Consider the following 25,488-nt stretch of genomic DNA (forward strand, 5'->3'; position numbering starts at 1 on the left):
GAAGTAAAGCGACTTCGGAGTCCGAGCGACCGCCTACCGCCGGTCGTCGGGCCGCCGCCGAACCCACTCGTCGGCGCCGTACTTCGATTCGACCTTCTCGCGGGCCCGGTCGAGTTCGGCTTCCGTCCACGAGCCCTCCGCCGCGTCGGCCCAGTCCGCGAGCGAGGCCTCAAGCGTCTCGACGGCCGTCGCTCTCGTCACGTCCGCGAGTTCGTCGATCCCCACGACGCGCTCGCGGAACGCCTCGGGGGTAACGTCGTGGCCCGCGAAGACGTCGAGGTGGGCGGCCGCCCGGACCGAGTACGTGAGCGACCCGTGTTGGATCACCGACTCGTGTCTGCGGTACTGGGCGTTGCCGCTCAGTTTTCGGCCGGCAGCGACGATGTCGTGTGCGGGGTGTAACGACCGGAGGTAACAGGCGGGCGACCAGATTTCGGGTTGCGACTCCGCGGCGAAGTCGGCGTCGACGCCCAGCCGCCCGAATGCGTCCAGGATCGGCTCACACAGGAGGTGATACGCGTCGAGCAGGTCGCCCGGAAGCTCCGCACGCGGGGCGACGATCGAGTAGGAGATGTCGCCGTCGACGTCGTGGTAGATCCCGCCGCCGCCGGTCTGCCGGCGGGTGACGGCGACGCGCCTCTCGGTGCAGGCCGCCCAGTCGACGGTATCGGGGTCCTGACCGTACCCGACCGAGAGCGTGCTCGGCCGCCACCGGTAGACCCTGACCGTCCGTGGGCCGCCCGCTGCCGCGGTCTCGGCGGCCACCTCGTCGAGCGCCATCTGCATCGGCCCCCCGCGGACGTCCTCGCGGATCAGGCGCCACTCCTCGTCGGCAAGCGGTCCGCGCGCGTCGTCGGCCATATCCGACGCTACGCCCGGGTAGGGAAACCGGTTTCGACCCCCGAATCGCCAATAGTTGAGACCGGTCGTCTCAATGCATACGGTTCTGGAACCGCGTACGATCAACGTGATTTCTTCTTCAAAACTTTCATCTCTTTCACTCCTAACACTCTTTACAGCGGATAACGTACCTTCATTTAACGATGTCTATTGACCGAGACACCTTCGAGAACACGACTGAGGACGAGCTCGCGGAGCTTTCGGTCCCAGATCGGGTCCTTGGATTTCTCGCCGCTAACGATGATCGTGCATTCAAGGCCCGCGAAATAGCTTCCCAAATAGGCGTCGACGAGGGGGCGGTCAGCACTGCGCTCTCACGGTTGAAGGACCGTGGTTTGGTCGAACACAAGGCGACGTACTGGGCGGTGACCGACGACACCGAGCGTCTCGACGGATACAGCGGCTACGAACGGGCGACTGCCCTGTTCAACGACCAACTCGGTACGGAGGACAAGGGGTCTTGGCGCGAACACGCCCCCAGCGAACCACATCCGAGCGTCGAGGACGAACAGTGACCGACAAAGAGACTCCAATTTTCGAACGTGGCGATGTCGTCTATGGTGATGACCCGTTCAAAGGTGAGGAGGACGCTCAGCCCTGGCTCATTCTCTCAAACCACGAGGGACGGCCGTTTCACGGTGAGCAGTACATCGCGCTGACCCTGACGTCGAAATCGTGGATGGACGGGCTCATCGAAATTCCTGAAGAGAGTTGGCTTCGTGGCGGTACGCCAGACGAGAGCCGGATCGTCCCCTGGGGTGTGCAATCGATCAGCCGCGAGGATATCGATTTCTGGCAGGGCAGCGGAGGAAATCGTCGATAACGCGACTACTGCTCTCGTCAAAGAATTACGGTAGCTACTTTCGAGTACTCACGTCTCTACGCGCTACACTTTCTTTTGAGCGAAGTCTCAACCTCCACGAATCGCGATTTGATATCGCGATATACGATATATTTCTTACCAGGGGCCGCTCCGAACGGTGCCGAAGCCCACCGTCGACGCCACGAACCGCCGACTCGCGAGCCTTTTAGGCGTCGCTATCTACTCTCGGCTATGGTTCGGAACGTCGCCGGCGTGATGGCAGAACTCGAACCCGAGGACTTCTATCTCCTCTCCGGCGTCGAGCAGGGGATGCGGTTCTCCGAGTGGGTCAACCGCGACAAGCTCCCGGAGCTCTCGAATCTCACGAGCGAGGAAGTCGGCTACCGCCTCGACCGGTGTGCGACGAGGGGATTGATCGACCGGAAGACAATCCAATACGAGGGGTACACACTCACTGCGGAGGGGTACGACGCGCTCGCCCTCCGGACGTTCTCCGAGCGCGACACGATCGAGGGGGTCGGCGCGCCCCTCGGCGTCGGCAAGGAGAGCGATGTCCTCGAAGTACAGTCCTACACGCCGTTGGCGCTGAAGTTCCACCGTGAGGGGTTCACGGAGTTCCGGGAGGTAACCCGCGAACGGGATTACACCGCCGACAACCAGCACGTGTCGTGGCTCTACACCGCCCGAAAGGCCGCCGAACGCGAGTACGAGGCGCTGGAGGCGCTGTATCCGGAGGTTTCGGTCCCACGGCCGGTCGATCAGAACCGCCACGCCATCGTGATGGGGAAGTTCGAGGGCGTCGAGCTCGACCGGACCAGACTCGCGGACGACCAGGCGGTCGGGGTGCTCGATTTGATCCTCCGGGAGGTCAGAGACGCCTATGCCGCCGGCTACGTGCACGCGGATATGAGCGAGTACAACGTGGCGGTCAGCGAATCGGGGGTGACGGTCTTCGACTGGCCGCAGTCGGTGCCGACCGACCACGAGAACGCCCGCGAGTTCCTAGAGCGCGACGTCGAGAACCTGGCTACTTACTTTAAGCGGAAACACCCCTCGATCCCCGATATCGACACCGACGCGGTGAGCGAGAGCGTCGCTGCCGGCGACTTCGAGACGGTTCGGTCCCACAAGTAGCGATGCCGTGACCGGCACCCGCATTAAATTTCATATCGCTATATCGAATCGACCTGGCTCCTGATCGTCCACCCCGGAGACGGGGCCGGACTGTGACACGTTTCGTGGTTCGCCGACGCCACTTCGCCGGTCGTCGGCCCCCGCCGGTGTCGGCAGGCGCTGTCGGTTCCGGGGTCGGGAACCTGGGATCCGACGCGGCCGGTCACACCCAACCGGCGTCACCCGATTCGCCGCCGGACGGCCGGTTACGTTCGTCAATGAACACCAGGGGTCGTCTCGTGAGATTCAGCGGTTCTTTGATTGAAATCATCCAATAAAACTAACACACGACCTGTCCGTCTTTGAGCCGTGCAGAAGAGCAGCACGAGACGACGCTTTCTGGCACTCGCAGGGATCTCAGGGGTAACGGGGTTGGCCGGTTGCGGCGGGAACGCACCATCCGAGGAGGAGTCGGCAACGACCGCGCCGACCGACACACAGGAGGGAATCGACGCCGACGCGACGGCGACCGAGCCCGCTGAAACGACCGAGGGCGAGACGGAGTTCACCGGGGGGACGCTCCGGCTCGCCTCCTCGGGGCGGATCCAGACGCTCGACCCGCCGGGCGCGAAAGCCGCCGGCTCCGGCTACAACCAGTATATGGAGCCACCGATGAAGTTCGAGAACGGCGACCTCCCGGCGACGGGGCGGCTGGTCACCGACTACGAAATCTCCAACGACGGCCGGACGTACACCCTCAGCCTGAAGGAGGGCGTACAGTTCCACCCGGCCGACGAACTGGACGAGTCCCAACAGGAGATGACCGCAAGCGACGTGGTGTACTCCTGGGAGCGCATCGCCCAATCGGAGAACTCGCGGAACAAGGTCGACATCATCGGCGGGGCGTTCAGCATCGCCCACGAGGGGAACACGGCGGAGGACCCGTCGAACTACGAGCCGTGGTCGATGGAGATCGAGGCGGTCGACGACTACACCGTCGAGTTCACGCTCGATACGGCGTTCCACGGCACGCTGTCGTCGATCTCCTCCGGGACGTTCAGCATCATCCCCGAGGGCGCGGTCGGCGACGTCACCAGGTACGACGGGATCTGGGACTACGACGAGTTCTTCGGGACCGCGGGCGACGGCCCCGCGTTCGTCGGCACCGGCCCGTTCGAGGTCGACAGTTGGAGCAAGGGCGACGAACTCGTCTTGAGCCGCTTCGAGGACTACCACGGCGAGGGACCGTACATCGACGGGATCGAGTACACCGCGCTGTCCGGCGGGAGCGCGGAGTACCAGCGTGCGATCAACGGCAACCTGGACATGTTCCAGGTGCCGACCTCGAACTTCGATGCGGACCTCGTCTCCATCGAGGAGGACCGTGGCCAGTACGAGGTCGGCACGTACGGCCCGATGGAGAACGGCGAGACGGTGAACTACGGCGTCGGAACGACGCTGCGGACGGAGTACTTCTACTTCAACACCCAGCGCGTCGAGCGGCCGGTCCGGCGGGCGATCGCGTGGCTGGTCGACCAACAGGAGATCGCGAACTCCATCTACAAGGGCGTCAACAACCCCGCATACACCGTCACGCCGAACGTCGTCTTCCCCAGCAGCGAGGACGAGAGCCCGGTTTCGACGCAGGAGCAGTTCGTCAACGACGGGTACCGAGCCGTCGATGTCCCGGACGGCGTCGGGGCGAACGGCTACCCGTACGGGGTCGGGAGCTTCAGCATCGAGCGGGCGCGCGAAATTATGGAGGAGGCGGGATACAGCGACAGCGAGCCCTACGAGATGACGATGACGGTGTACAGCGAGGCCAACTTCACGGACGCGAACGCGTGGCAGGAGGTCGCAACGCGCATCCGCGACAAGGCCACCTCCGCGCACATCAACATCGAGATCGAGCGTGCGAACCTCGGTACCATCATCTCGCAGGCGGTCGAGGGCTCGATGGATATGTTCTCGCTGGGCGACGGGATGGAGTGGCCGGAGGCGGACAACTTCCTCCGGTACGCCCACCCCCCCGACGACCCCAGCGGCCAGTTCACCCGGTGGTCCTACGAGGACAAAAGCGAGTGGACGTCGCTGATGAACCGCGCCGACGAGGCGTGGGCCCACTACCAGGACCACCGCGCCGGCGGCCCGGAGAACCAGCGCGAGCGCAACCAGGCGTACCTCGCGCTCGAGCAGTGTAACTGGGGTGCAGTGCACACGCTGCCGACGGTGTACTCCGTGCGCCAGCGGTGGTGGACCGACGACGTCGACGTCCGGATGGTCGGTCCCATGGGGCGGCAGACGTTCGACGGCGTTACCATCTCCCGGGACTGACCTGCCTCACCCACGATGTCTGTTATCTCGGCGCGAGGAGACGATCGTCACGGGGGGGTGGTCGGGCGATGAGCCGGGCCCGCTACCTGGCGAAGCGGCTCGCGATGACCCTGCCGGTGCTGTGGGCGGGGATGAGTATGACGTGGTTCGCCATCTATATGGGCCCCATCGACCCGGCGGCGAGCGTCCTGGGGAGTACACAGACGCAGGACCCCGAGGCGTACGAGGCCGCCAGGGAGCAACTCGGCTTGGACCAGGCGCCGCTTGCGCACTACCAGGACTGGATGTGGAACATGTTGACGCTGGATCTCGGCCAGACGTGGCTGCTGTACCCCGGGTCGTCGGTCGACACGCTCATCCTCCAGTTCCTGCCGCGGACGCTGTGGCTCGGCGTGTGGGCGGTCATCATCGCCGTCTTCGTCGGCGTCCCGCTGGGGTTCTACGCGGGCCTGCACTCCAACACCCTCCCGGACTACGTCGCGTCGCTTGGCGGCATCGTGTGGCGGGCGATGCCGAACTTCTGGTTGGCCGTGATGCTGCTGACGCTTCTGGTCCAGTCGCAGGACCTTCTCGGCATCGACTGGGACAGCCTGATCGTCCCGGTCGACGCCATCACGGGCAACCCAAACCTGCAGAACCTCCACCGCCCGTCGAACTTCCTTGCGGCGACGAAGAAGATCCTGCCGGCGTCGGTCGTTCTGGGATCGGCCGCGATGGGCAACGAGATGCGCATCGGCCGCACGGCGGTCTTGGAGACCAAGCAGTCGAAGTACGTCGACCTCGCGCGTGCGAAGGGCGTCCCCGACCGGCTTCTCGTCTGGAAACACATCTTCCGGAACGCGCTCGTCCCGCTGGTGCCGCTTGTCACGAACGAGGCGTTCCTCCTCATCGGCGGGTCGGTGCTCGTCGAGACGGTGTTCGGCATCCAGGGGATGGGCTTTCTGTTCTTCCGGGCGGCGATCCAGGGGGACCTCCCGCTGATCGGCGCGCTGATGTTCATCTTCATCGTCGTGATGCTCGCGATCAACATCCTACAGGACATCCTGTACACGATCATCGACCCGCGCGTCGGGTACGAGGGGAACTGAGATGGGGGAGACACACACCCGGGTCCCGCTCCGGACCCGCCTGCGGAACGCCCCGGGGCCGGCCGCCCAGTGGCTCGGAATCGGCGTCGTGTTGCTGAGCGTCCAGGCGGGCGCGGTCGCACATTTCGCGGCGACGCTCCTCGTCGACCTGGTCGCGGCCCTGCCGGCCGTCGCGCCGGGGGTCCTGCAGGCGGTCGCGGACGCGGCCGCCGAGATACCCACGTTGCTCTCCCGGGAGGTCATCCCGAACCAGGGCCACTACGACGGCCAGGGGTACGTCGGGACGTTCCTGGGGCTCCAGCCGATGTACGCGTGGCTGCTCCGCGTCGCCGCCATCTACGCGTACGCCTTCGTCGTCGCCGGCTGGGTGTTCGCCGGGTACCGCATCCATCGCCGGCACTACCGGGTCGCCGACTGGGCGCCGATCGACGACGTGATCGACCGGCTCCGGTCGCACTACTGGGGGCTGTTCGGGCTGGTCGTCGTGCTGTCGTTCGTCACGATGGCCGTGTTCGCGCCGGCGCTGGGGCCGACGACGGTCGACCAGAACATCGGGGAACCGTACGGCCACCAGATCGAGTACTGGGACGCCAGCGCCGGCACCGTTGAGCAGGTGTCGGTCGGCGTGGCCAACCAGAACACGCGGTCGGCCGGGAACTCCGACCTGAACGTCGGACCGATGACGTACGACGACTACGGCCGGTTCCACCCGTTCGGGACGATGCCGTCCGGCCAGGACCTGTTCACGTTCATCGTGGCGGGGTCGCGGCTCTCGCTGATCATCGGCCTGCTCGCGGTCGCGCTGAGCAGCGCCATCGCGGTCTCCGGCGCGCTCGTGTCGGCGTACTACAAGGGCCGGGTCGACCTCGGCCTCGTCGTGGTGTCGGACTCGATTATGGCGATGCCCCGACTCCTGTTGCTCATCATGCTCACGGTGATCCTCGGCGGCACCTGGCTCGGCAGCCTCTACGGTGGCGGTCTCGTCCTCGGGTTGATCTTCGCCGGCACCGGGTGGCCGTTCCTCTGGCGATCGTTCCGCGGCCCCGCCCTCCAGGTCGCCGAAAACGAGTGGATCGACGCCGCGAAGATGTACGGCCGCCGCCCGTGGACGATCATGCGCAAGCATATGCTGCCGTACATCCTCGGCTACGTGCTCGTTTACGGGTCGATGACGCTCGGCGGCGCCATCATCGCCATCGCCGGGCTGTCGTTCCTCGGACTGGGGGTGAACGCGCCGACCCCCGAGTGGGGCCGCGCGGTCAACGCCGGCCAGGAGTACGTCGGGACGGTGTCGTGGCACATCTCGTTCATCCCCGGCGCGCTCATCACGCTCGTCGTCACCGGGTTCAACGCCCTGGGGGACGGCATCCGCGACGCCATCGACCCCCAGTCCGACAGCGCCGCCGACGAGACGGGCGGCGGCGCACAGGGGGGTGGCGCGTGAGCATCCTCGAAGTCGAGGGCCTCAGGACGGTCTTCCACACCGACAAGGAGACGGTGTACGCGGTCGACGGCATCGACTTCGACGTCGCGGCCGGCGAGACGGTCGGCCTGGTCGGCGAGTCCGGCTCCGGGAAGAGCGTCACCGCGCGCTCGATCATGGGGCTGGTGAAACCCCCCGGCGTCATCGAGGACGGCAGCGTCCGGTTCCGGGGCGACGAACTCACCGCGGGGAACTGGGACCGCCACCGCGGCGATATGGCGATCGTCTTCCAGGACCCCACGAACAGCCTCAACCCCGTCTACACGGTCGGTAACCAGATCAAGGAGTCGCTGCGCATCCACCAGGGGTTGCGCGGCCGGGAGGCACACGAACGCGCGGTCGAACACTTAGAGGCGGTCGGTATCCCCGACGCCGGCCGCCGCGTCGACGAGTACCCCCACCAGTTCTCCGGCGGGATGCAGCAGCGGGCGGTGATCGCGGTGGCGCTGGCTTGCGACCCCGACCTGCTGATCTGCGACGAGCCGACGACCGCCCTCGACGTGACCGTCCAAGCGCAGATCCTGGATCTGCTCGCGGACCTCCAGGCGACGGAGGATCTCGCCATCCTGTTTATCACCCACGACATGGGCGTCATCGAGGAGACGACCGACCGCGTGAACGTGATGTACGCCGGCGAGATCGTGGAGTCCGCGCCCGTCGCGGAGCTGTTTTCGAACCCGAAACACCCCTACACGAAGGGGTTGCTCGCGAGCATCCCCGGCCGCACGGCGACGGGCGACCGGCTGCCCACCATCGAGGGGGAGGTCCCGACGCCGTCGGCGCCGGCCGGAAGCTGCCGGTTCGCGCCGCGGTGTCCGGCGGCGTTCGACGGCTGCGAGGCGGTTCATCCCGAGGCCGTCGCGGTCGGCGAGGACCACGAGGCGGCGTGTCTCCTGTACGACGAGGCGTACGGGGAGACGGCCGAGGACGCCGATTTCTTCGGGGGTGACCGGGAGTGACCGACCCGTTGCTCGCGGTCGAGGACCTCCGGAAGTACTACGACGACGGCGGGCTGTTCGGCGACGACCCGGTAAAGGCCGTCGACGGCGTCTCCTTCGAGCTGTCGGAAGGCGAGACGTTGGGCCTGGTCGGGGAGTCCGGCTGCGGGAAGACGACCCTCGGCCGCACCGTCGTCGGGCTGGAGGACGCCACCGACGGCCGGATCACGTCCCGCGGCCGCGACGTGACGAACGTCTCCGGGGCCGAGCGTCGGGCGTTCCAGCAGAACGCCCAGATCGTCTTCCAGGACCCCGAGTCCAGCCTCAACGACCGGATGACGGTCGGCGAGATCGTCCGCGAGCCGCTGGACGGCCACGGCTGGCAGTCGCCGCGCGACCGGGAGGAGCGCGTGTTCGACCTCCTCTCCCGCGTCGGCCTCCGGGAGGAACACTACTACCGGTACCCACACCAGTTCTCCGGCGGCCAGCTCCAGCGGATCGGGATCGCGCGGGCGCTGGCCCTCGAACCGGATTTCCTCGTCCTCGACGAGCCCGTGAGCGCGCTCGACGTCTCCGTACAGGCACGGATCATCAACCTGCTCGAAGATCTCCAAGAGGAGTTCGGGCTGACGTATCTGTTCATCGCCCACGACCTCTCGGTCGTCCGCCACATCGCCGACCGGGTCGCCGTGATGTATCTCGGCAACCTGGTGGAACTCGGGCCGACCGAGCGCGTGTTCCGGACGCCGCACCACCCGTACACGCAGTCGCTGCTCTCCGCGATCCCGGGGTCGCAGGCGGCCGACGCGGGCGTGACCGAGGAGGAGATCCCGCTCCGCGGGACGCCGCCGAGCCCGCGTGACCCCCCCGAGGGCTGTGCGTTCGCGACGCGGTGTCCGGCGAAGATCCACCCCGAGGGGTACGACCTCTCCGAGCAGGCGTGGGCCGCCATCGAGGAGTTCCGGACGGTGCTCCGCGAGCGGGCTCGCTCGGAGCGATCGCTCGTCGAGACGGTTCGACGGCGACTGGGGGTGAGCGACGCACCCGAGGAGTTCGCGGAGCTACAGTCGTTGCTGTTCGCGGACGTGACGCTCCCGGCCGACGCCGCGGACGTCGTCGACCGCGCGACCGAACTCGCGGCGGAGGGCCGCGACGAGGCGGCGTCGGCGGCGCTTGCCGACGCCTTCGGGAGCGTCTGCGACAGCGAGACGCCCGCCGACTACGAGCGCGGCGACGGCGCCGCCCACCGGAGCCGGTGCCACCGCCACGACGAGGGGTACGCGGAGACGGCGCCGGTCCTGCGCGACCGGGCCGGAAGCGTCGAGCGGATCCGGGACGCGTGAACGGGCCGTGCGCCTCGCTCCCGCTGTAACCGTCACGGACGCGCGGTCGGTGGCCACCGATAGCCCGCCCGGGCGCGCCCGCTTCACCGCGGCTGCTATCGGACGGCTCCGCTGGGTCGCCGTCTCCACGCCTGACGGGGCGTTACGTTCATACCGTATGATATCCAAACTACGCACACGGAATGAGGCGGGACTACTTCGAACTAGATGTCGACAACGTCACGTGGGTCGACGGGGGCGGCGATCCCAAGAAGCCGCTCGTCCGGATCGACTTTCGTGGCCCCAGGGAGGAACTCGAGCGGCGGCTCTCGGATCCGGCCGGAACGTATCTCGACGCAGAGGAGACCGACGTGGCGTTCCGGCTGCAGGACTCCCTCGAGGAGTCGGACGCGGGCGGCGTCGTGAGCGTCACGAACCGGATCACCGGCGACTTCGTCCTGGAACTCAACCAGGACGCCGACGACGTACTGACGTTCATCCGGGCCGCCCGGGAGTACGGCCACACTGCCGCCGACGCCGACGACGGCCGGTACCGGGTCGAAGTCAGCATCGACGGCGACGACGTCGTCGCCTACGAGAAACAGACGTTTCTGGTCTACGACGCCGAGGGCAACCTCCTTCGGTCTCACAGCCTGATCCCCTCGGGCGTCGAACTCTAACGTTCGGTCCGAACCGAGCGGTTTTACTCGGCGCCGTCCGTCCGTCCGCTGTGGAGAACGTCACCGACCGGATCAGCAACCCCTTCGGGATGTCCCCGCCGTGCGAACGGTTCGTTCCGGGGTACGGCGACGCCAACGCCGCGTTCCACGTCGTCGGCGACCACCCGAGGGTCCACGGCGGTCTCGATACCGGGGTCCCGTTCACCAACGCCGCCGGCCGCCGTCTCCAGGCGGCGCTGGCCGACGCCGGACTCCTGACTGCGACGGGCGACGCCCCGGCGGTCGCGGATTCGTTTCTCTCGTACATCCACCTGTGTGCGCCCGCGGAAACGCCGCCGTCGCAGTCGTCGTACGACGACTTCGAACCGTTCTTCGACGCCGAACTCCGCGCGATCGCCGCCCACGTCCTCCTGCCCGTCGGGACGCGGGCGACCGCACACGTCCTGCAGACCTACACCGCCCACCCGCTCGACGGCGACCCGGATATGGAGGCGCTCCACGCGACCGAGCGGGCCGGCAGCGGCTTCCTCGTCGTTCCGATCCGCGACCCCTCGGAGTGGGGGTCGGCCCACCACGACCGGCTGGTCGAGGGGCTCCGACGGCTCCGGTCGATTGACTTCCGCCGCGAGGCGGATCTCGGCCGCTTTCTCCCGGGCGCGGAGTCGTATCTGGTCCGGTGAGTTTGCTCCGACACCGAGGCTACCCGCCGGCGAGGAGCGCTCCCGCTGCCGACGGTGAGAGTTGAACAACTCCGGGCGCGATATCCACGGAAAAATATCTGTATACACAGTTATACCGGCTCCGAGAAGACAATAAGTGTGTTATCAGAATATAAGGCGTATATCTTGGTGCTAACACAGGCTTTTTATTCACAAACGTGAGTCTAGAATCCGACGCGTGCGGTTCCGAACGCCGGGCGCGTCAGGCAAGAACCTGCGAGACTGGTGCTCTCCGCAGTGGCTTGGTCAGTCAGGGGCCCGCACGGGCCCCTTCTCTTCACCATCGACTGGGGTTCGAGGCTACGGCCCGGCGAGGAGTTCCCGGCCGACGTCGACGAGGAACAGCCCCGCGGTCGCGACGGGGATCACCACGGCGAGCAGGAGTACCGCCCCGTCCGGGGCGGCGACGACCGGACCGACCGCGAGCGCCGCGGCGGGCGCGACCCCGCCCGCGGCGTAGAGATACGCCGCGCCGCGCCCGAACGACGCGACCACGGCGAGAAAGCCCACCGCCAACCCGATCGCCCCCGCAGCGAGGGTAAGCGGGAGTACCGCGCCCGCCGCAACGGCGTCGAGAACGAACGTCCCGGGCGCGATGAGGTCCCCCGCCCGAGCAAGCGACGCGGGGATGGTCGCGGGCGGCGCCTCGGCGAGCGTCGCGAGCGCCGACGCGTTCGCTCCGAGGTACGACCACAGTCCGACGAGGTAGACCGCGCTGACGGCCGCGACCGTCGCCCACCCGTACGCCAGCGGTCTCCGGGGCCGTCGTCGCTCCCTCGTCGTCGACGTCTCACTCCGCGCGGACGTTCCTCCGCCCCGATCCCTCCCCGTTCCGGCGTCCGCCGCTCGCTCCCGCCGGTTCGGTCCGGCGCTCTGGCCGGCGCGTCCGCTCCCTCGGCTCCGGGACCTGCTTTCGCCAGTCCGACCGCTGCCGGTCGTCCGACCGGTGGCCCCTGTCCGACCGCCGCCGGTCGCTCCCGTCCCGCCGGACGTACCGCCGTCGTTCGAGCCGTCCCGCTCCGTCGCCGGCGCGTCGCCGGCGGTCGGGAGCCCGTCGAGCCGCTCTTCGACGTACGTCTCGTGTCCCAGCCGGTCGTAGGCGGCCCGCTCGGTCCCGTCTGTCAGCACCTCGTGGGCCGTCTGGAGCGTCTTGAACTGGGCGGTCGCCCGCGCGTCGTCGTTCACGTCCGGGTGGTAGCGGCGGACCCGTTCGCGCCACGCCCGGTCGATCTCGTCGGTCGAGGCGTCCTCGGACACCCCCAGGAGCTCGTAGAAGTTCTCCATCCCCCGGCGCGATTTCGTGATCGCCCGGATTGAATCTACCGACAGCGGGTCGCGACTGGTGAGCGGGGTGGATGCGTCCACCGACCGGCGCCGCCCCCAGGCCGACGACGCGACGGCAACGCTCATACCCGCTCGGTCGTGTGTCCGGGTATGGAGTTCACGCGGATCCGGCTCAACAACACGGTGTTCGAGGGGCAGAACAACGCCTACGTGATCCACGGCGAGGTGCCGACGCTGATCGACACCGGCGTTGCGATGCCCGAGGTCCGGGCGGACCTGGTCGAGGGGCTCGCCGACGCTGGCCTCGAGCTTCCGGATCTGGAACGGATCCTGCTCACGCACTGGCACGCCGACCACAGCGGGCTCGCGGGCGAACTCGCCGCGGAGTCCGGGGCGACGGTGTTCGCCCACGAGGCCGACGTGCCGCTCGTCGCGGGCGACGACGACGCCTTCGCCGCGCTGTGGGACCGCCGGGACCGCCGGTTCGGAGAGTGGGGTATCCCCCCGGACAAACAGGCGGAGTTGGAGTCGTTCCGCACCGAATTCGCGGGCGCGACGGGGGAGTCAGTGGCGGTCGAACCGCTGACGGACGGCGACCAGGTTGCGGCCGGGGACGGCGAGCTCTCGGTGCTCCGTCTCCCCGGCCACGCCGCCGGACTGGTCGCCTACGAGACCGTCGCCGCCGACGGCTCGCCTGCCGATCCCGCCGAGGCGTTCGTCGGCGACGCCATCCTCCCGCAGTACACCCCGAACGTCGGCGGCGCGGACCTCCGCGTGGACCGGCCGCTGGAACGGTACGTCGACAGCCTCGACCGGCTGGCGGCCCGCGATCTCGACCGCGCGTGGCCCGGCCACCGCGACCCGATCGACGACCCCGCCGGCCGGGCGGCGGAGATCCGGACCCACCACGTCGAACGGACCCGACGCGTGATCGAGGCGCTGCGTGAGGGCGGGCCGGCCGACACCTGGACCGTCAGCGCCCGGCTGTTCGGCGACCTCGAGGGGATCCACATCCTCCACGGTCCCGGCGAGGCGTCCGCGCACCTGGACCACCTCGAACGTCACGGGATCGTCGACCGCGACGGGACCGAGTACCGCCTCGTCGACGCCGATCCCGACGTCCCGTCGCTGTTCCCGAATACGAAATACTGAAACGCCCGCGCCGGGTACGACGGGTATGGAACTGCGGGTCATCGACAAGACCGACGAGGAACTCCGGATGGAGGTCGCAGGCGAGGATCACACGTTCATGAACGTGATCAAAGGCGCGCTTCTGGAGACCGACGGCGTCGCCGCCGCGACCTACGATATGAACCCCGAACAGTCGGGTGGTCAGACCGAACCCATCCTCTCGATCAAGACCGAGGCCGGCGTCGATCCCCTCGACGCGCTGGGCGAGGCCTCCCGCAACGTCCAGACGACCGTCGAGGACTTCTCGGCCGCGTTCGAGGCCGCTGCGCCGTAAGCGGCCCTTCCTCACCCCTCTCTACAGCCGGACCGGAACCCCGCGCTCGTCGAGGTACGCCTTGGTCTCCTCGATGCTGTAATCGCCGAAGTGGAAGATCGACGCCGCCAGCCCCGCGTCCGCGCCGGCCTCGGTGAACACCTCGTACATATCCTCGGGACCGCCGCAGCCGGAGGAGGCGATCACGGGGGTGGAGACGGCGTCGCAGACGGCCTCGGTGAGCGGAATGTCGTAGCCGTCCTTGGTGCCGTCGGCGTCGATGGAGTTGACGAACAGTTCCCCCGCGCCCCGCGCCGCCGCCTCCCGCGCCCACTCGACGACGTCGACCCCGGTGCCCTCCCGGCCCCCCTTCACCGTACACTCGAACCAGCAGGACTCGCCGTCGACCTCGACGTAGAACTCGCCGGTCTCGTCGTACCGCCGCCGTGCGTCGACGGAGATCACGATACACTGGGAGCCGAACGCCCGGGCGCCCTCGTCGATCACCTCCGGATTTTCCAGCGCCGCGGTGTTGATCGACACCTTGTCCGCGCCCGCACGAAGCGTCTCCTTGATGTCCTCGCGGGTGCGGATGCCGCCCCCCACTGTGAGCGGGATGAACACCTCGTCGGCGACTGCGGAGACCGTGTCCAGCATCGTCTCTCGACCCGCCGCCGAGGCGGTGATGTCGAGGAAGACGAACTCGTCGGCGCCCGCCTCGTTGTAGCGTTTCGCCATCTCCACCGGGTCGCCGGTGTACTCGAGATCCTCGAAGTTGACGCCGGTGTAGACCGCGGGGTTGCCGTCGTCGTCGAGGTCGACGTCGATGCAGGGGATGATCCGTTTCGTGAGTGTCATGTGATACGCGAGGGTAGAACGCGCCGGGTCAAAAGGTGTCTGATGAGCGGGTGGGTCGGCTCCGGCTCCGCTCTCCACTTGCTCCCGCGCCGAACGTTTATATACTGATCCGCGGCCAGACGCCGCGTGACCTGAGATCGGCCGCGACACACGCGCGGGTGTGCGACACGGTGTGTCGCGGGGGAGCCGGGTGGCTCAGAGCGGCGTGTCGCCTGTTTGCCCTTACCGTCCGGCTCGATCCCGGAGCGACGGATCCGGGAGCGTTTTATCACCGGCGGGTGATCCGTCGCGTATGAGCGACCACGACGCCAGCAACGACGACGGGCACGGAGACGCACACGGCGGCCACGGCCACGACGATCATAAGGACGAGGGTCGGGTCACCTCCCCGATGCAGGAGTTCGGGTCGAGTCAGGTCACTACCGGGTTCGTCGTGCTCGTGATCGGTCTCGTCGTCGTCTTCGGGATCCCGCTGCTGCTGTAACTCAGGCGCGTCGGTCCCCCCTCTTGTCAGTCCAACGTCTCGTCGAGCACCCCGCGGAGCGCGGCGACCTGCTCTGCGTCGACCGTCAGCGACTCCCCGTCGACGTCGAGCGACAGTCCCCCGTCTTCGGTCGCCGTCCCGAGCCGCGTGACCGGCGCGACCCCGTCGAACGCGTTCTCTACGCTCTCCGGGTCGGTCGTCTCGACGACCGCGCGGCCGGGGGTCTCATCGAACAGCGACACGCGGGCGGCGACCGAGACGTCCGCCCCGGCGTCCCCGGTGATCAGCTCCGCCAGCGCGACCGCGAGCCCGCCGTTGCTCACGTCGTGGACCGACAGCGTCGCGTCCGCGTCGGCGACCTCGGCGAGCGCCGCGACGACCGCCGACGGATCGTCGGGCAGCGTCGGGAACCGGTCGGAGCCGCCGACCTGCGCCAGGAGCTCCGACCCGCCGAGCGCGTCGCTGCCGGCGCCGACGAGCAGGAGTTCCCCGTCGCCGTCGAGCGCGGCGGTCGGCGCGTCGTAGCCGGCCTTCGTGCCGACCATCGCGAGCGTCGGCGTCGGCGGGATCGGCCCCGCTGCGGAGTCGTTGTACAGCGAGACGTTCCCGCCGACCACCGGTACCGACAGGTCGCGGCACATATCCGCGAGCCCGTCGACGACCGCGGAGAACCCGCCGTACACCGCGGGCGTCTCGGGGTTGCCCCCGTTCAGACAGTCGACCGCGGCAAGCGGCGTCGCCCCCTTCGCGGCGAGGTTCGTGGCGTTCTCCAGCGCCACCGCCCGCGCGCCGTCGTACGGGGCACAGTCGGTCCAGGCGGGGACCGCGCCCGCCGAGATCGCGAGGCCGGTTCCGGCCTCCCGGAGCGCGACGACCGCGGCGTCGTCGCCGGGGCGCAGCGCCGTTCGCGTCCCGACCTCGTGGTCATACTGCCGGTAGACCCACCGTTTCGACGCCGTGTTCGGCGAGCCGACCACCGCCTCGAACGCGGATTCGAGGTCGATCTCGGGGCGGTTCCGTTCCGGCTGCGTGGGCTCGACGGCGTCGAGGTCGTTCATCGGTGCGCCGTCAGCAAGGAACTCCGCGGGGACGTCGACGACGGTCTCGTCTTCAAAACTACAAACGTAGTTGCCCTCGGCGACCTCGCCGATGACCGAACAGCCGAGGTCGTACCGCTCGGCGATCGCCGCAACGTCGTCGACGTCTTCCGGGCGGGCCTCGTAGATCATCCGCTCTTGTGATTCCGCGAGCACGATCTCCAGGGGGTTCATGTCCGGCTCGCGCTGGTGGACCCGCTCCAGTTCGATCCGCGCGCCGAACCCGCCTTTCGCGACGAGTTCCGAGGAGGCACCGCCGAGCCCCGCCGCGCCGAGATCCCGCGCGGATCGCACCAACCCCGCGTCGATCAGGTCCTCGTTTGCCTCGATCAGCAGCTTCTCCGAGTAGGGATCGCCGACCTGCACCGCGGGTCGATCCTCGGTTTCGGCGTCCTCCGCGAGGTCCTCGCTGGCGAACGACGCGCCGCCGAGGCCGTCCCGGCCGGTGGCGTTACCGACCAAGACGAGCTTGTTGCCGGCCGCCCGCGCTTCCGCAGTCACCAGCCGATCGGCGTCGACAAGCCCTACGCAGGCGACGTTGACCAGCGGGTTCCCCTCGTAATCGTCGTGGAACTCCACGCTGCCGCCGACCGTCGGGACGCCGATCGCGTTGCCGTAGTCGGCGATCCCCTCGACGACGCCGTCGAGGAGGTACCGGGTGTGCTCGCGGTCGAAGCCGCCGAAGTACAGCGAGTCCGCGAGCGCGATCGGGTACGCGCCCATCGACAGCGTGTCACGGACGATCCCCCCGACGCCCGTCGCCGCGCCGTCGTAGGGGTCGACGTACGAGGGGTGGTTGTGGCTCTCGATCCCCATCGTCACGTACGTCTCGATGTCGGACTCGCCGCCGTTGTCGGGGACCCGAACGACCGCGGCGTCGTCGCCGGGGCCGACGACCACCTGGTCGGCCTCGGAGTCGAACGCCGAAAGCAGCGGTCGCGAGGAGCGGTACGCGCAGTGTTCGCTCCAGAGGTTCTCGAACAGGGCGGCCTCGGTGGGCGTCGGGTCGCGCCCGAGTTCGGCGGTGACGAGTTCGCGGTCGGGGTCCGACAGGCTCATTCGGCTATCCCTTCAGCGAGGCCGGGTTAATGTCTTACTGTGTCCGCGGCTCTGGGACGCAGCGGCAGCCGACCGGCCGACGGGATCGGACTGCTTTTTTAACCTCGGATCCAACGCCGACCCGTGCTCTCGGTCGAGCTGCACGCCCACTCGTCGCTGTCGTACGACGGCCGTGATCCCGTCGAGCTCCTGTTAGCCCAGGCGCAGGCCGTCGGGCTCGACGCGCTCGCGGTGACCGACCACGACGAGATCGACGCCAGCCTCGAAGCCGCCGAGTTGGCGCCGGAGTACGGGCTGGTCGGCATCCCGGGAATGGAGGTCACCTCCGCGGCAGGGCACGTTCTCGCCTTCGGGATCGAGGAACTGATCCCCGAGGGGCTGTCGTACGACGACACGCTCGACCACATCCACGACCAGGGCGGGATCGCCGTGGTCCCGCATCCGTTCCAGTCGTCGCGCCACGGCGTCGCCAGTCACATCACCCGCGACCAACTCGCGCGTGCTGACGCGATCGAGGTGTACAACTCCCGGCTCTTTACCGGCCGCGCGAACCGGAAGGCCGAACGGTTCGCCGCCGCCCACAACCTCCCGATGACCGCCGGCAGCGACGCCCACATCGGGGAGATGGTCGGACAGGCCGTCACCGAGGTCGGGACCGACGACCGGTCGGTCCAGGGGATCTTAGACGCCATCGTCGAGGGGCGGACCAGCGTGGTCGGTCGGCGGACGCCGTGGCGCATCTCCTTCCGGCAGTTCGGCGGCGGCATCAGGCGGCGGATCGAACGCGTCGTCTCGGATCTGGTGTAATCGGAATGACGGACCACGCCGACCGGCCGCGCGACCACCTCGACGGCGCCGACCCCGGGATCGTCAGACGTGCGGTCGAAACGCGGGACCCGCTGCCCGGCACCGCTGGCTTCGCGGGCGAACTCGACGGGCGGCTCGTTCGCGACGTCCTCGGTCGGCGGCCGCTCTTCGTCGACGGCGACGCGTGGGCGTTCGACCCGACCGAACTCGCGGATCCCGTTTCCGTGCCCGCGGGGTCCGTTCGGCCGCTCGAAGCAGTCGCCGACTCTGATTCCGACGCCGACGAACCTCACTGGATGCTCCCGGCGGTCGATCCCGAGACGGATCGCGGGCGCGCGCTCGACGCCGTCCGGGAGGCGGTGCTCGACCGAACCGGGGCCGTCGCCGACTCGGGGGACGGCCCGAGCGACGGCTCGGTCGCCGTGGCGTTCTCCGGCGGCGTCGACTCGGCGGTCGTCGCCGCCGGCGTGCCAGAGGCGCCGTGCTACGTCGCGGGCTTCGAGGGGTGTCACGACGTCGCCGCCGCCCGCGAGGCGGCCGCGGCGATGGACCGGGACCTCGGAGTCGTCGAGATCACCCACGACGACATCCGGGAGCGGATCCCGGATCTCGTGGCCGCCACGGGTCGCACCAACCCGATGGATCTCCCGATCGCCCTCCCCCTGTTTCTGGTCGGTGAACGCGCCGCCGCCGACGGGTTCGACCGGCTGGCGCTCGGGCAGGGCGCCGACGAGCTGTTCGGCGGGTACGCGAAGGTGGCGAAGGCGCCCGACGATCCCCGCGTCGACGCCGACACGATCAGGGGCGCGCGCCGCGAACTCCTCGGGACGATCCCCGACCAGGCCGAACGGGACGTGCTGGCGCTCCGGGCCGCGGGCGTCGAACCAGTGACCCCGCTGCTCCACGACGACGTCGTCGCCGCGGCGCTGTCGCTTCCGGGGCACCTCATAGCCGACGGCGACGAGCGGAAGCTCGCCCTCCGGGAAGCGGCCCGCGGGATCGTCCCGGAGTCGGTCCGGACCGCGGACAAGAAGGCGGTCCAGTACGGCACCTACGTCGCCCGCGAGCTGGACCGACTGGCCCGGCAAGCGGGGTTCAAACGCCGGATGGACGACCACGTCGAACGGTACGTCCGAACGCTGGTCGACGGGTCGGGGCCGGACCCCGAGGGGCCGTCTTAGCCGTCGCCGTTCTGTGCCACGTCGATCGCCTCCAGCGCCAACTGCACCGTATCGGCGTCCAGCTCGCCGTTCCGCAGGGCCGAGCGGTCGTACCACGCCCACGCCGAGGGGGGAGCCTCGTCGACGCCCGCGGGGTCGATCGCCCGGGAGTCGACGCGGGCGTAGTAGACGTGGTCGATGTGCTGGTGGTAGACACCGCCGTCCTCGCGGACGCCGATGTCGTAGAGCATCTGGTGGCGGGGCTGCGGGAGGGTCCGACCGGCGGGGGCGTCCACTGGGTCGGTGTCGTCGAGCAGCGTCGCCTCCAGCCCGGTCTCCTCGTAGACTTCGCGAAGCCCGGCCTCGTGGGGGAGTTCGTCGCGGTCGACGTGACCGCCCGGCGGGACGCGGATCCCGAGCCGGTCGTGGTGGTGTAGTGCGACCGCGCCGCCCTCGACGACGTACACAGTCGCGGTGAAGTGACGCGTGGTCTCCATACGCTCCCGTCGGCGAGGTCGTAAGTGGGTGTTCCGGTTCGCCGCCCCGAACACCGAAACCCTTACTCCCGGGCCACGGCACCCCACGGGTATGAGCGACACGCCCGTCGACGCCGCGGAGGTCGAACACGTCGCCGAACTCGCGCGGGTCGATCTCGACAGCGAGGAGGTCGACGCCTTCGCCGCGCAGTTCGCGGAGATCCTGGAGTACTTCGAGGCCCTCGACGAGGTGCCCGAGGTCGACGCCGACGAGGAACTGGTGAACGTGATGCGGGCCGACGAGGTCGAGGAGAGCCTCGATCAGGCCGACGCCCTGGAGAACGCCTCCGAGACCGAGGACGGCTTCTTCAAGGGTCCGCGGGTGTCGTAATGAGCCACAACGCGTTCATCACCGAGGAAACGATCGAGGGCGACGGGGCGGGGCCGCTGGCCGGCCGGACGGTCGCGGTCAAGGACAACATCAGCACCGAGGGCGTCCGGACCACCTGCGGGTCGGCGATGCTGGAATCGTACGTCCCGCCGTACGACGCCACCGTCGTCGAGCGGCTGAAGCAGGCGGGCGCGACCATCGTCGGCAAGGCGAACATGGACGAGTTCGGGATGGGCGGCACCACCGAGACCTCCGCGTACGGCCCGGTAGAGAACCCCGTCGACACCGACCGCGTCCCCGGCGGCTCCTCCGGCGGGTCGGCCGCGGCGGTCGCGGCGGGCGACGCGGACCTCGCTTTGGGCTCCGACACCGGCGGGTCGGTCCGCAACCCCGCGGCGTTCTGCGGGGTCGTCGGGATCAAACCCACCTACGGGCTGGTCTCCCGGTACGGGTTGGTGGCGTACGCCAACTCCCTCGAACAGATCGGGCCGATCGCGCGAACCGTCGAGGACGCCGCCGCGCTGCTCGACGTCATCGCCGGGCCCGATCCGAAGGACGGGACCACTCGATACGACCTCGACGACGATGGCGGTGCGGCTGACGACCGGGGTGCTGCCGGCCGCGGGAGTCCCACCGACGGCGGGTCGGCGACCCACCCCGCGACCGACGCCGACTACGCCGCGGCCGCCGACGGCGACGTCGAGGGGACGACGATCGGCGTCGTCACCGACCTGCTCGACGGCGCCGACGACCGGGTGGTCGACCGGTTCGAGGCCGCCCTCGCGGACCTCCGCTCGCAGGGCGCGGAGACGGTGGAGGTGTCCTTGGACTCCGTCGAGCACGCGGTCCAGGCGTACTACGTGATCGCGATGTCCGAGGCGTCGTCGAACCTCGCGCGCTTCGACGGCGTGCGGTACGGCGTCTCCGGCGGCTACGAGGGCAACTGGAACGAGTCGTTCGCGGCCGCCCGCGAGGAGGGGTTCGGCGAGGAGGTCAAACGCCGGATCCTGCTGGGCACCTACGCCCTCTCGGCGGGGTATCACGACAAATACTACAAGAAAGCCCAGGACGCCCGGGCGTGGGTCAAACGCGACTTCGACGACGCCTTCGAGCGCGCGGACGTGCTCGCGACCCCGACGATGCCGGTCGTCCCGCCGGAACTCGGCGAGAGCCTCTCTGATCCCCTCCAACTGTACCTGATGGACGCCAACACCGTTCCGGTGAACCTCGCGAACCTCCCCGCGATCTCGGTGCCCGCGGGCGAGGCCGACGGGCTCCCGGTGGGACTCCAGTTGATCGGCCCGAAGTTCGGCGAGGAAGCCATCGTCCGGGCGGCCTCGGCGGTCGAAGGGTAGCGTCGGGCCTCGGGAAGTCCCGCTTTCGATGGTTTGATACGGCCGTTCGTACTCCGTCGGACCGTACTACTCGTATGCCGTGGCGACCCAACTGGCGGGCGACGGTCGGACTGCTCGGCACCGGGATGAAGTACCTCTCGGTGACGATGTTCGTCCCGCTTCTGGTCGGCGTGATCTACGGCGAGGACGCGTGGGTGTTCGCGCTCTCGATCGTCGCGGTCGCGGTCGCCGGATTCGCCCTCGAACGGGTCGATCCCGACCCGGACCTCGGGCCGAGCGAGGCACTGGTGTTCGTGACGCTGGCGTGGCTCGTCGCCGCCGTCGTGGGCGCCGTCCCGTATATGCTGGCCGGCGCCGGCACCGCGTCGACGCTCGCGGATCCGGTCAACGCGCTGTTCGAGTCGATGAGCGGGTTCACCACCACGGGCGCGACGGTGATGGGGAAGATCGGCGTCGAGCGGCACTCCCACGCGCTTCTGATGTGGCGACAGCTCACCCAGTGGCTCGGCGGGATGGGGATCATCGTGCTGATGATCGCGATCCTCCCGGAAGTCGCGGTCAACGGCGCCCAACTGATGGACTCGGAGGCGCCCGGCCCGGAACTCCAGAAGCTGACCCCGAAGATCGCCGAGACCGCCCGGGCGCTGTGGCTGATCTACTTCGGGTTCACCGTCCTCCTCGCGGCGCTTCTCTACGCGCTGCACCTGCTCGGGATGGCGCCGAATATGGACCTCTACAACGCCGTCGCCCACGGGTTCACGACGCTGCCGACCGGCGGGTTCTCCCCGCAGGCCGACAGCATCGCCGCCTTCTCGGCGGCCGTCCAGTGGGTCGTGATCCCGTTTATGATCGTCGCCGGCGTCAACTTCGCGCTGTTCTGGCACGTCCTCCGGGGGGAGGCGGCGGTGATGCTCGAAAACACGGAGTTCCGAACGTACGCCGGCGCGATCGCGGTGTTCACCGCCGGCGTCGGCGTGCTCCTGGTCGGCGGCGCGGCCCCGCCGCTCGGGGACCTCGGCGGCGTCACCGGCGGGCTCACGGAGAACACGATCCGACAGGCGGCGTTCCAGATCGCGTCGCTGCTGAACTCCACGGGGTACGCCACCTCCGACTTCGCGCAGTGGGACACCCACGCCCAGGTGCTGCTGCTGTTTGCGATGTTCGTCGGCGGCTCGGCGGGGTCGACCGGCGGCGGTGTGAAGGTCGTCCGGTGGCTGGTCGTGCTGAAGGCCATCCGGCGGGAGCTTTTCACCACCGCCCGCCCGGACGTGGTCCAGCCCGTCCGGCTCGGCGGCACCGTCGTCAACGAGGACGCGATCCGCGGCATCCTGGTTTTTACGATGCTGTACGTCCTGTTGTTCGGGCTGGCGTCGGTGTTCTTCACGCTGGACACCGCACGGGTCGGAATCGAACTCTCGACGCTGGAGGCGGTCAGCGCGTCGCTCGCGACGCTCGGAAACATCGGGCCCGGCTTCGGCCGGCTGGGGCCGTTCGGGAACTACCTGTTCTTCCCGGACGCCTCGAAACTGCTCATGATCTTCCTGATGTGGCTCGGCCGACTGGAGATCGTCCCGGTGCTCGCGGTGTTCGTCTCCTCGGTCGAGAACCGGTGAGACACGGGGCCTCCGCGTTCCGAACCCCCCTCAGAGTCTGGGCGTGATCTCCTCGACGACGTCCATATCGGCGAAGACGATCACGTGGTCGCCGACCTCGATCACCGTGTCGCCGCGGGGCGTGATGTGTGCCCCGTCGCGGACCACGGCGCCGACAACGACGCCGTCCGGCAGGTCCTGCGCGGACTCCCGGATCGGCCGCCCGGCGAGGACGCTGTCGTCGGCGATCTCGATCTCCAGGACCTCGGCCTTGTCGGACTCGATGAACGCGACGTTCTCGGCGTTGCCCTCCAGGGTGAACCGCGAGATCTCCTCGGCGACCACGCTCCGCGGGCTGACGCCGATGTCGATCCCGACCGTCTCGAAGAGGGCGACGTACTCCGGAGTGTCGATGATCGCGATGGTTCGCTCGACCCCCATCCGGTCGGCAAGCAGCGACACGAGCAGGTTCTTCTCGTCGGAGTCGAGCGTCGATACGACCACGTCGGCGTCGCCGATGTGCTCGCGTTCGAGGAACTCCACGTTGGTCGCGTCCGACTCCATAACCACCGTATCGGGGAGGCGTTCGGCGAGTTCGCGGGCGCGGTCGCCGTCCTGCTCTATCAGCCGCGGTCGGAACCCCCGCTCTTCGAGCAGCCGCGAGACGTGGTAGCCGATCTCGGAGCCGCCGACCACCACGACCTCCTCGGTGTCCTCCGACGCCTCCTCGGGGGCGATCGACTCCGCGAACCCGCGGACGCTCCGTGGGGACCCGACCACCACCACCCGGTCGCCCGGGGTGATGACCGTCTCCCCGCGGGCGATCTCGACCGACCCGTTCCGCAGCACCGCGACGAACGTCAGCGACTCGAACCGGTCGGCCTCCGCGACCGTCTGGTCGGCCACCGGGCTGTCGTCGCCGACCTCGAACTCCGCCATCTCCACTTTGCCGCCCGCGAAGGGATCGACGTCGCGTGCGGCCGGCAGGCTCAGCATCCGGGCGATCGACTTCGCGGCCAGCAGGTTGGTACAGACCATGAAATCGACCCCGAAGGCCCGCTCGGAGCGCTGCCACGTCCGGAGGTACTCGGTGTTTTTCACCCTGGCGATGGTGAACGCCTCGGAGACCGCCGTCGCCGTCGAACAGATCACGATGTTCGTCTCGTCGTCGTCGGTCGAGGCGATCACCATATCCGCGTCGTCGATCCCGGCATCTTCGAGGGTTTTCATCGTGGTCCCGTCGCCGGTCACCCCGAGCACGTCCAGCGAGTAGTTGAGTTCCTCCACCCGCTCGGGGTCGCGGTCGACGACGATCACGTCGTGTGCGCCCGCGAGGTCGGCCGCGATGCTCGATCCGACCTGCCCCGCGCCGACGACGAGTACCCTCACGGACGGTCACCCGGCATAGCCTGCTTCGAGTGTGTCCGACGGGCACGTATTCATCTTTCGGCATCCGCCCGCGCGGTCGCCGGGACCCGCCGGCTGCGATCGGCTCACTCGGCGGCCGATCCCGCGCCCCGCTCGACGGCGAGATCGACCGACCTGGGTTCGCCTTCGAGGTCCGCGACGACCCGCTCGACAACCTTCTCGGCCTCGCTCGTGATTGCGGGCCTGATCTTGTCCGCCACCCACCCGAGATCGACGAACCGCGGCAGGCTGACCCGGCTCTCGTTGGCCGACGTGGGCTCGTAGGCGACCTCCATCGAGACGCGGGAGGCGACCGTCGCCCCGGGGGGCGCGCCGTCGGGGAGTTCGTCGAGTTCCTCGACCCGCCACCGGCCGCTGGCGTCGAGGTTCTTCACAACCTGCCACTCGATCCGGTTCGGGGGGTCGACCTCGGTGACCTCCGACTCGACGGTGTAGGTGAGTTTCCACCACGCAAAGCGGAGCGCATAGCGGGTGCCCGCGCCGCCGTCTCCCTGCCGGCGGACGACGTCCTCGAGATGTTCGGAGTACGTCGCGTACCGCGGGAAGTCGACGAGGAAGTCGTAGATCTCCTCCGCCGGCAGGTAGACGACGGTGCTGACGACGAGTTCGTCCACAGACGTGGCTCGGCCCCCGGCGAAGAAAGCGTTGTGGGT

At 68.7% G+C, this 25,488-nt stretch carries 24 protein-coding genes and 1 pseudogene; 18 read left to right on the forward strand and 7 right to left on the reverse strand.

Annotated elements, in window-relative coordinates:
* Positions 1-33: 33 nt before the first annotated feature.
* Positions 34-861: a lipoate--protein ligase family protein gene (locus tag H5V44_RS14965; RefSeq protein WP_185193944.1), complete on the reverse strand. Its 828-nt coding sequence runs from the start codon at positions 859-861 to the stop codon at positions 34-36.
* 182 nt (positions 862-1,043) lie between these two features.
* Here H5V44_RS14965 and H5V44_RS14970 point away from each other — a divergent pair, with 182 nt between their 5' ends.
* From H5V44_RS14970 to H5V44_RS15015, 10 genes and pseudogenes are all read left to right on the forward strand, one after another.
* Positions 1,044-1,415 (forward strand): MarR family transcriptional regulator, encoded by a 372-nt coding sequence (locus H5V44_RS14970; RefSeq protein WP_185193945.1) that lies wholly within the window; start codon positions 1,044-1,046, stop codon positions 1,413-1,415.
* Positions 1,412-1,757 (forward strand): annotated as a pseudogene (locus H5V44_RS14975) (type II toxin-antitoxin system PemK/MazF family toxin). Before H5V44_RS14970 ends, H5V44_RS14975 begins: the two are co-directional and overlap by 4 nt.
* Before the next feature lie 197 nt (positions 1,758-1,954).
* Positions 1,955-2,857, forward strand: coding sequence for a serine/threonine-protein kinase RIO2 (locus H5V44_RS14980; protein ID WP_185193946.1), 903 nt, complete (start codon positions 1,955-1,957; stop codon positions 2,855-2,857).
* A gap of 348 nt (positions 2,858-3,205) precedes the next feature.
* Positions 3,206-5,170, forward strand: a complete 1,965-nt coding sequence (locus H5V44_RS14985; protein ID WP_185193947.1) for an ABC transporter substrate-binding protein — start codon at positions 3,206-3,208, stop codon at positions 5,168-5,170.
* Between the two features lie 68 nt (positions 5,171-5,238).
* On the forward strand, positions 5,239-6,258 hold the full coding sequence (locus H5V44_RS14990) for an ABC transporter permease (RefSeq protein ID WP_185193948.1): 1,020 nt from the start codon (positions 5,239-5,241) through the stop codon (positions 6,256-6,258).
* A 1-nt stretch (position 6,259) separates the two neighbouring features.
* On the forward strand, positions 6,260-7,702 hold the full coding sequence (locus H5V44_RS14995; protein WP_185193949.1) for an ABC transporter permease: 1,443 nt from the start codon (positions 6,260-6,262) through the stop codon (positions 7,700-7,702).
* On the forward strand, positions 7,699-8,700 hold the full coding sequence (locus H5V44_RS15000) for an oligopeptide/dipeptide ABC transporter ATP-binding protein (RefSeq protein WP_185193950.1): 1,002 nt from the start codon (positions 7,699-7,701) through the stop codon (positions 8,698-8,700). Before H5V44_RS14995 ends, H5V44_RS15000 begins: the two co-directional genes overlap by 4 nt.
* Complete coding sequence (locus H5V44_RS15005; protein ID WP_185193951.1) at positions 8,697-10,022, forward strand: oligopeptide/dipeptide ABC transporter ATP-binding protein; 1,326 nt, start codon at positions 8,697-8,699, stop codon at positions 10,020-10,022. The genes H5V44_RS15000 and H5V44_RS15005 overlap by 4 nt, the downstream gene beginning before the upstream one ends.
* Before the next feature lie 182 nt (positions 10,023-10,204).
* On the forward strand, positions 10,205-10,681 hold the full coding sequence (locus H5V44_RS15010) for a DUF5793 family protein (protein WP_185193952.1): 477 nt from the start codon (positions 10,205-10,207) through the stop codon (positions 10,679-10,681).
* 50 nt (positions 10,682-10,731) lie between these two features.
* Positions 10,732-11,361 (forward strand): uracil-DNA glycosylase family protein, encoded by a 630-nt coding sequence (locus tag H5V44_RS15015; RefSeq protein ID WP_185193953.1) that lies wholly within the window; start codon positions 10,732-10,734, stop codon positions 11,359-11,361.
* 339 nt (positions 11,362-11,700) lie between these two features.
* Here the strand turns inward: H5V44_RS15015 and H5V44_RS15020 are convergent, their stop codons facing one another.
* Positions 11,701-12,810: a J domain-containing protein gene (locus tag H5V44_RS15020; RefSeq protein ID WP_246404018.1), complete on the reverse strand. Its 1,110-nt coding sequence runs from the start codon at positions 12,808-12,810 to the stop codon at positions 11,701-11,703.
* A 24-nt stretch (positions 12,811-12,834) separates the two neighbouring features.
* Here H5V44_RS15020 and H5V44_RS15025 point away from each other — a divergent pair, with 24 nt between their 5' ends.
* Positions 12,835-13,836: an MBL fold metallo-hydrolase gene (locus H5V44_RS15025; protein WP_185193954.1), complete on the forward strand. Its 1,002-nt coding sequence runs from the start codon at positions 12,835-12,837 to the stop codon at positions 13,834-13,836.
* Positions 13,837-13,861: 25 nt separating this feature from the next.
* A complete protein-coding gene (locus H5V44_RS15030; protein ID WP_185193955.1) occupies positions 13,862-14,149 on the forward strand; it encodes a DNA-directed RNA polymerase subunit L in 288 nt (95 codons plus the stop codon).
* Positions 14,150-14,170: 21 nt separating this feature from the next.
* Here the strand turns inward: H5V44_RS15030 and hisF are convergent, their stop codons facing one another.
* The gene (hisF, locus tag H5V44_RS15035; protein WP_185193956.1) at positions 14,171-14,986 is read right to left on the reverse strand and encodes an imidazole glycerol phosphate synthase subunit HisF; all 816 of its coding nucleotides are present in this window, start codon (positions 14,984-14,986) and stop codon (positions 14,171-14,173) included.
* A 292-nt stretch (positions 14,987-15,278) separates the two neighbouring features.
* Between hisF and H5V44_RS15040 the strand changes: the two genes are divergently transcribed.
* Positions 15,279-15,470, forward strand: coding sequence for a DUF7550 family protein (locus tag H5V44_RS15040; RefSeq protein ID WP_185193957.1), 192 nt, complete (start codon positions 15,279-15,281; stop codon positions 15,468-15,470).
* A gap of 26 nt (positions 15,471-15,496) precedes the next feature.
* Here H5V44_RS15040 and purL read toward each other — a convergent pair whose 3' ends face one another.
* Complete coding sequence (gene purL / locus H5V44_RS15045) at positions 15,497-17,626, reverse strand: phosphoribosylformylglycinamidine synthase subunit PurL (protein WP_185193958.1); 2,130 nt, start codon at positions 17,624-17,626, stop codon at positions 15,497-15,499.
* Between the two features lie 123 nt (positions 17,627-17,749).
* Here purL and H5V44_RS15050 point away from each other — a divergent pair, with 123 nt between their 5' ends.
* Entirely contained in the window at positions 17,750-18,433 is a 684-nt protein-coding gene (locus H5V44_RS15050; protein WP_185193959.1) for a CehA/McbA family metallohydrolase, read from the forward strand.
* 5 nt (positions 18,434-18,438) lie between these two features.
* Positions 18,439-19,614 (forward strand): asparagine synthase C-terminal domain-containing protein, encoded by a 1,176-nt coding sequence (locus H5V44_RS15055; protein WP_185193960.1) that lies wholly within the window; start codon positions 18,439-18,441, stop codon positions 19,612-19,614.
* Here the strand turns inward: H5V44_RS15055 and H5V44_RS15060 are convergent.
* Positions 19,611-20,090 (reverse strand): NUDIX hydrolase, encoded by a 480-nt coding sequence (locus H5V44_RS15060; protein WP_185193961.1) that lies wholly within the window; start codon positions 20,088-20,090, stop codon positions 19,611-19,613. The genes H5V44_RS15055 and H5V44_RS15060 overlap by 4 nt on opposite strands.
* Positions 20,091-20,181: 91 nt before the next feature.
* On the opposite strand from H5V44_RS15060, the gene gatC reads away from it, so the two are divergent.
* From gatC to H5V44_RS15075, 3 genes are all read left to right on the forward strand, one after another.
* Positions 20,182-20,460: an Asp-tRNA(Asn)/Glu-tRNA(Gln) amidotransferase subunit GatC gene (gene gatC, locus H5V44_RS15065; protein ID WP_185193962.1), complete on the forward strand. Its 279-nt coding sequence runs from the start codon at positions 20,182-20,184 to the stop codon at positions 20,458-20,460.
* A complete protein-coding gene (locus tag H5V44_RS15070) occupies positions 20,460-21,815 on the forward strand; it encodes an amidase family protein (RefSeq protein ID WP_185193963.1) in 1,356 nt (451 codons plus the stop codon). The genes gatC and H5V44_RS15070 overlap by 1 nt, the downstream gene beginning before the upstream one ends.
* Positions 21,816-21,889: 74 nt before the next feature.
* Positions 21,890-23,428, forward strand: a complete 1,539-nt coding sequence (locus H5V44_RS15075) for a TrkH family potassium uptake protein (protein WP_185193964.1) — start codon at positions 21,890-21,892, stop codon at positions 23,426-23,428.
* Between the two features lie 30 nt (positions 23,429-23,458).
* Here the strand turns inward: H5V44_RS15075 and trkA are convergent, their stop codons facing one another.
* Together trkA and H5V44_RS15085 are read right to left on the reverse strand one after the other, a co-directional pair.
* On the reverse strand, positions 23,459-24,796 hold the full coding sequence (gene trkA / locus H5V44_RS15080; protein ID WP_185193965.1) for a Trk system potassium transporter TrkA: 1,338 nt from the start codon (positions 24,794-24,796) through the stop codon (positions 23,459-23,461).
* Between the two features lie 104 nt (positions 24,797-24,900).
* Positions 24,901-25,449: an SRPBCC family protein gene (locus tag H5V44_RS15085; RefSeq protein WP_185193966.1), complete on the reverse strand. Its 549-nt coding sequence runs from the start codon at positions 25,447-25,449 to the stop codon at positions 24,901-24,903.
* Positions 25,450-25,488 lie beyond the last annotated feature (39 nt).

The sequence above is a fragment of the Halobellus ruber genome, assembly GCF_014212355.1.
GTDB lineage: Archaea > Halobacteriota > Halobacteria > Halobacteriales > Haloferacaceae > Haloquadratum > Haloquadratum rubrum.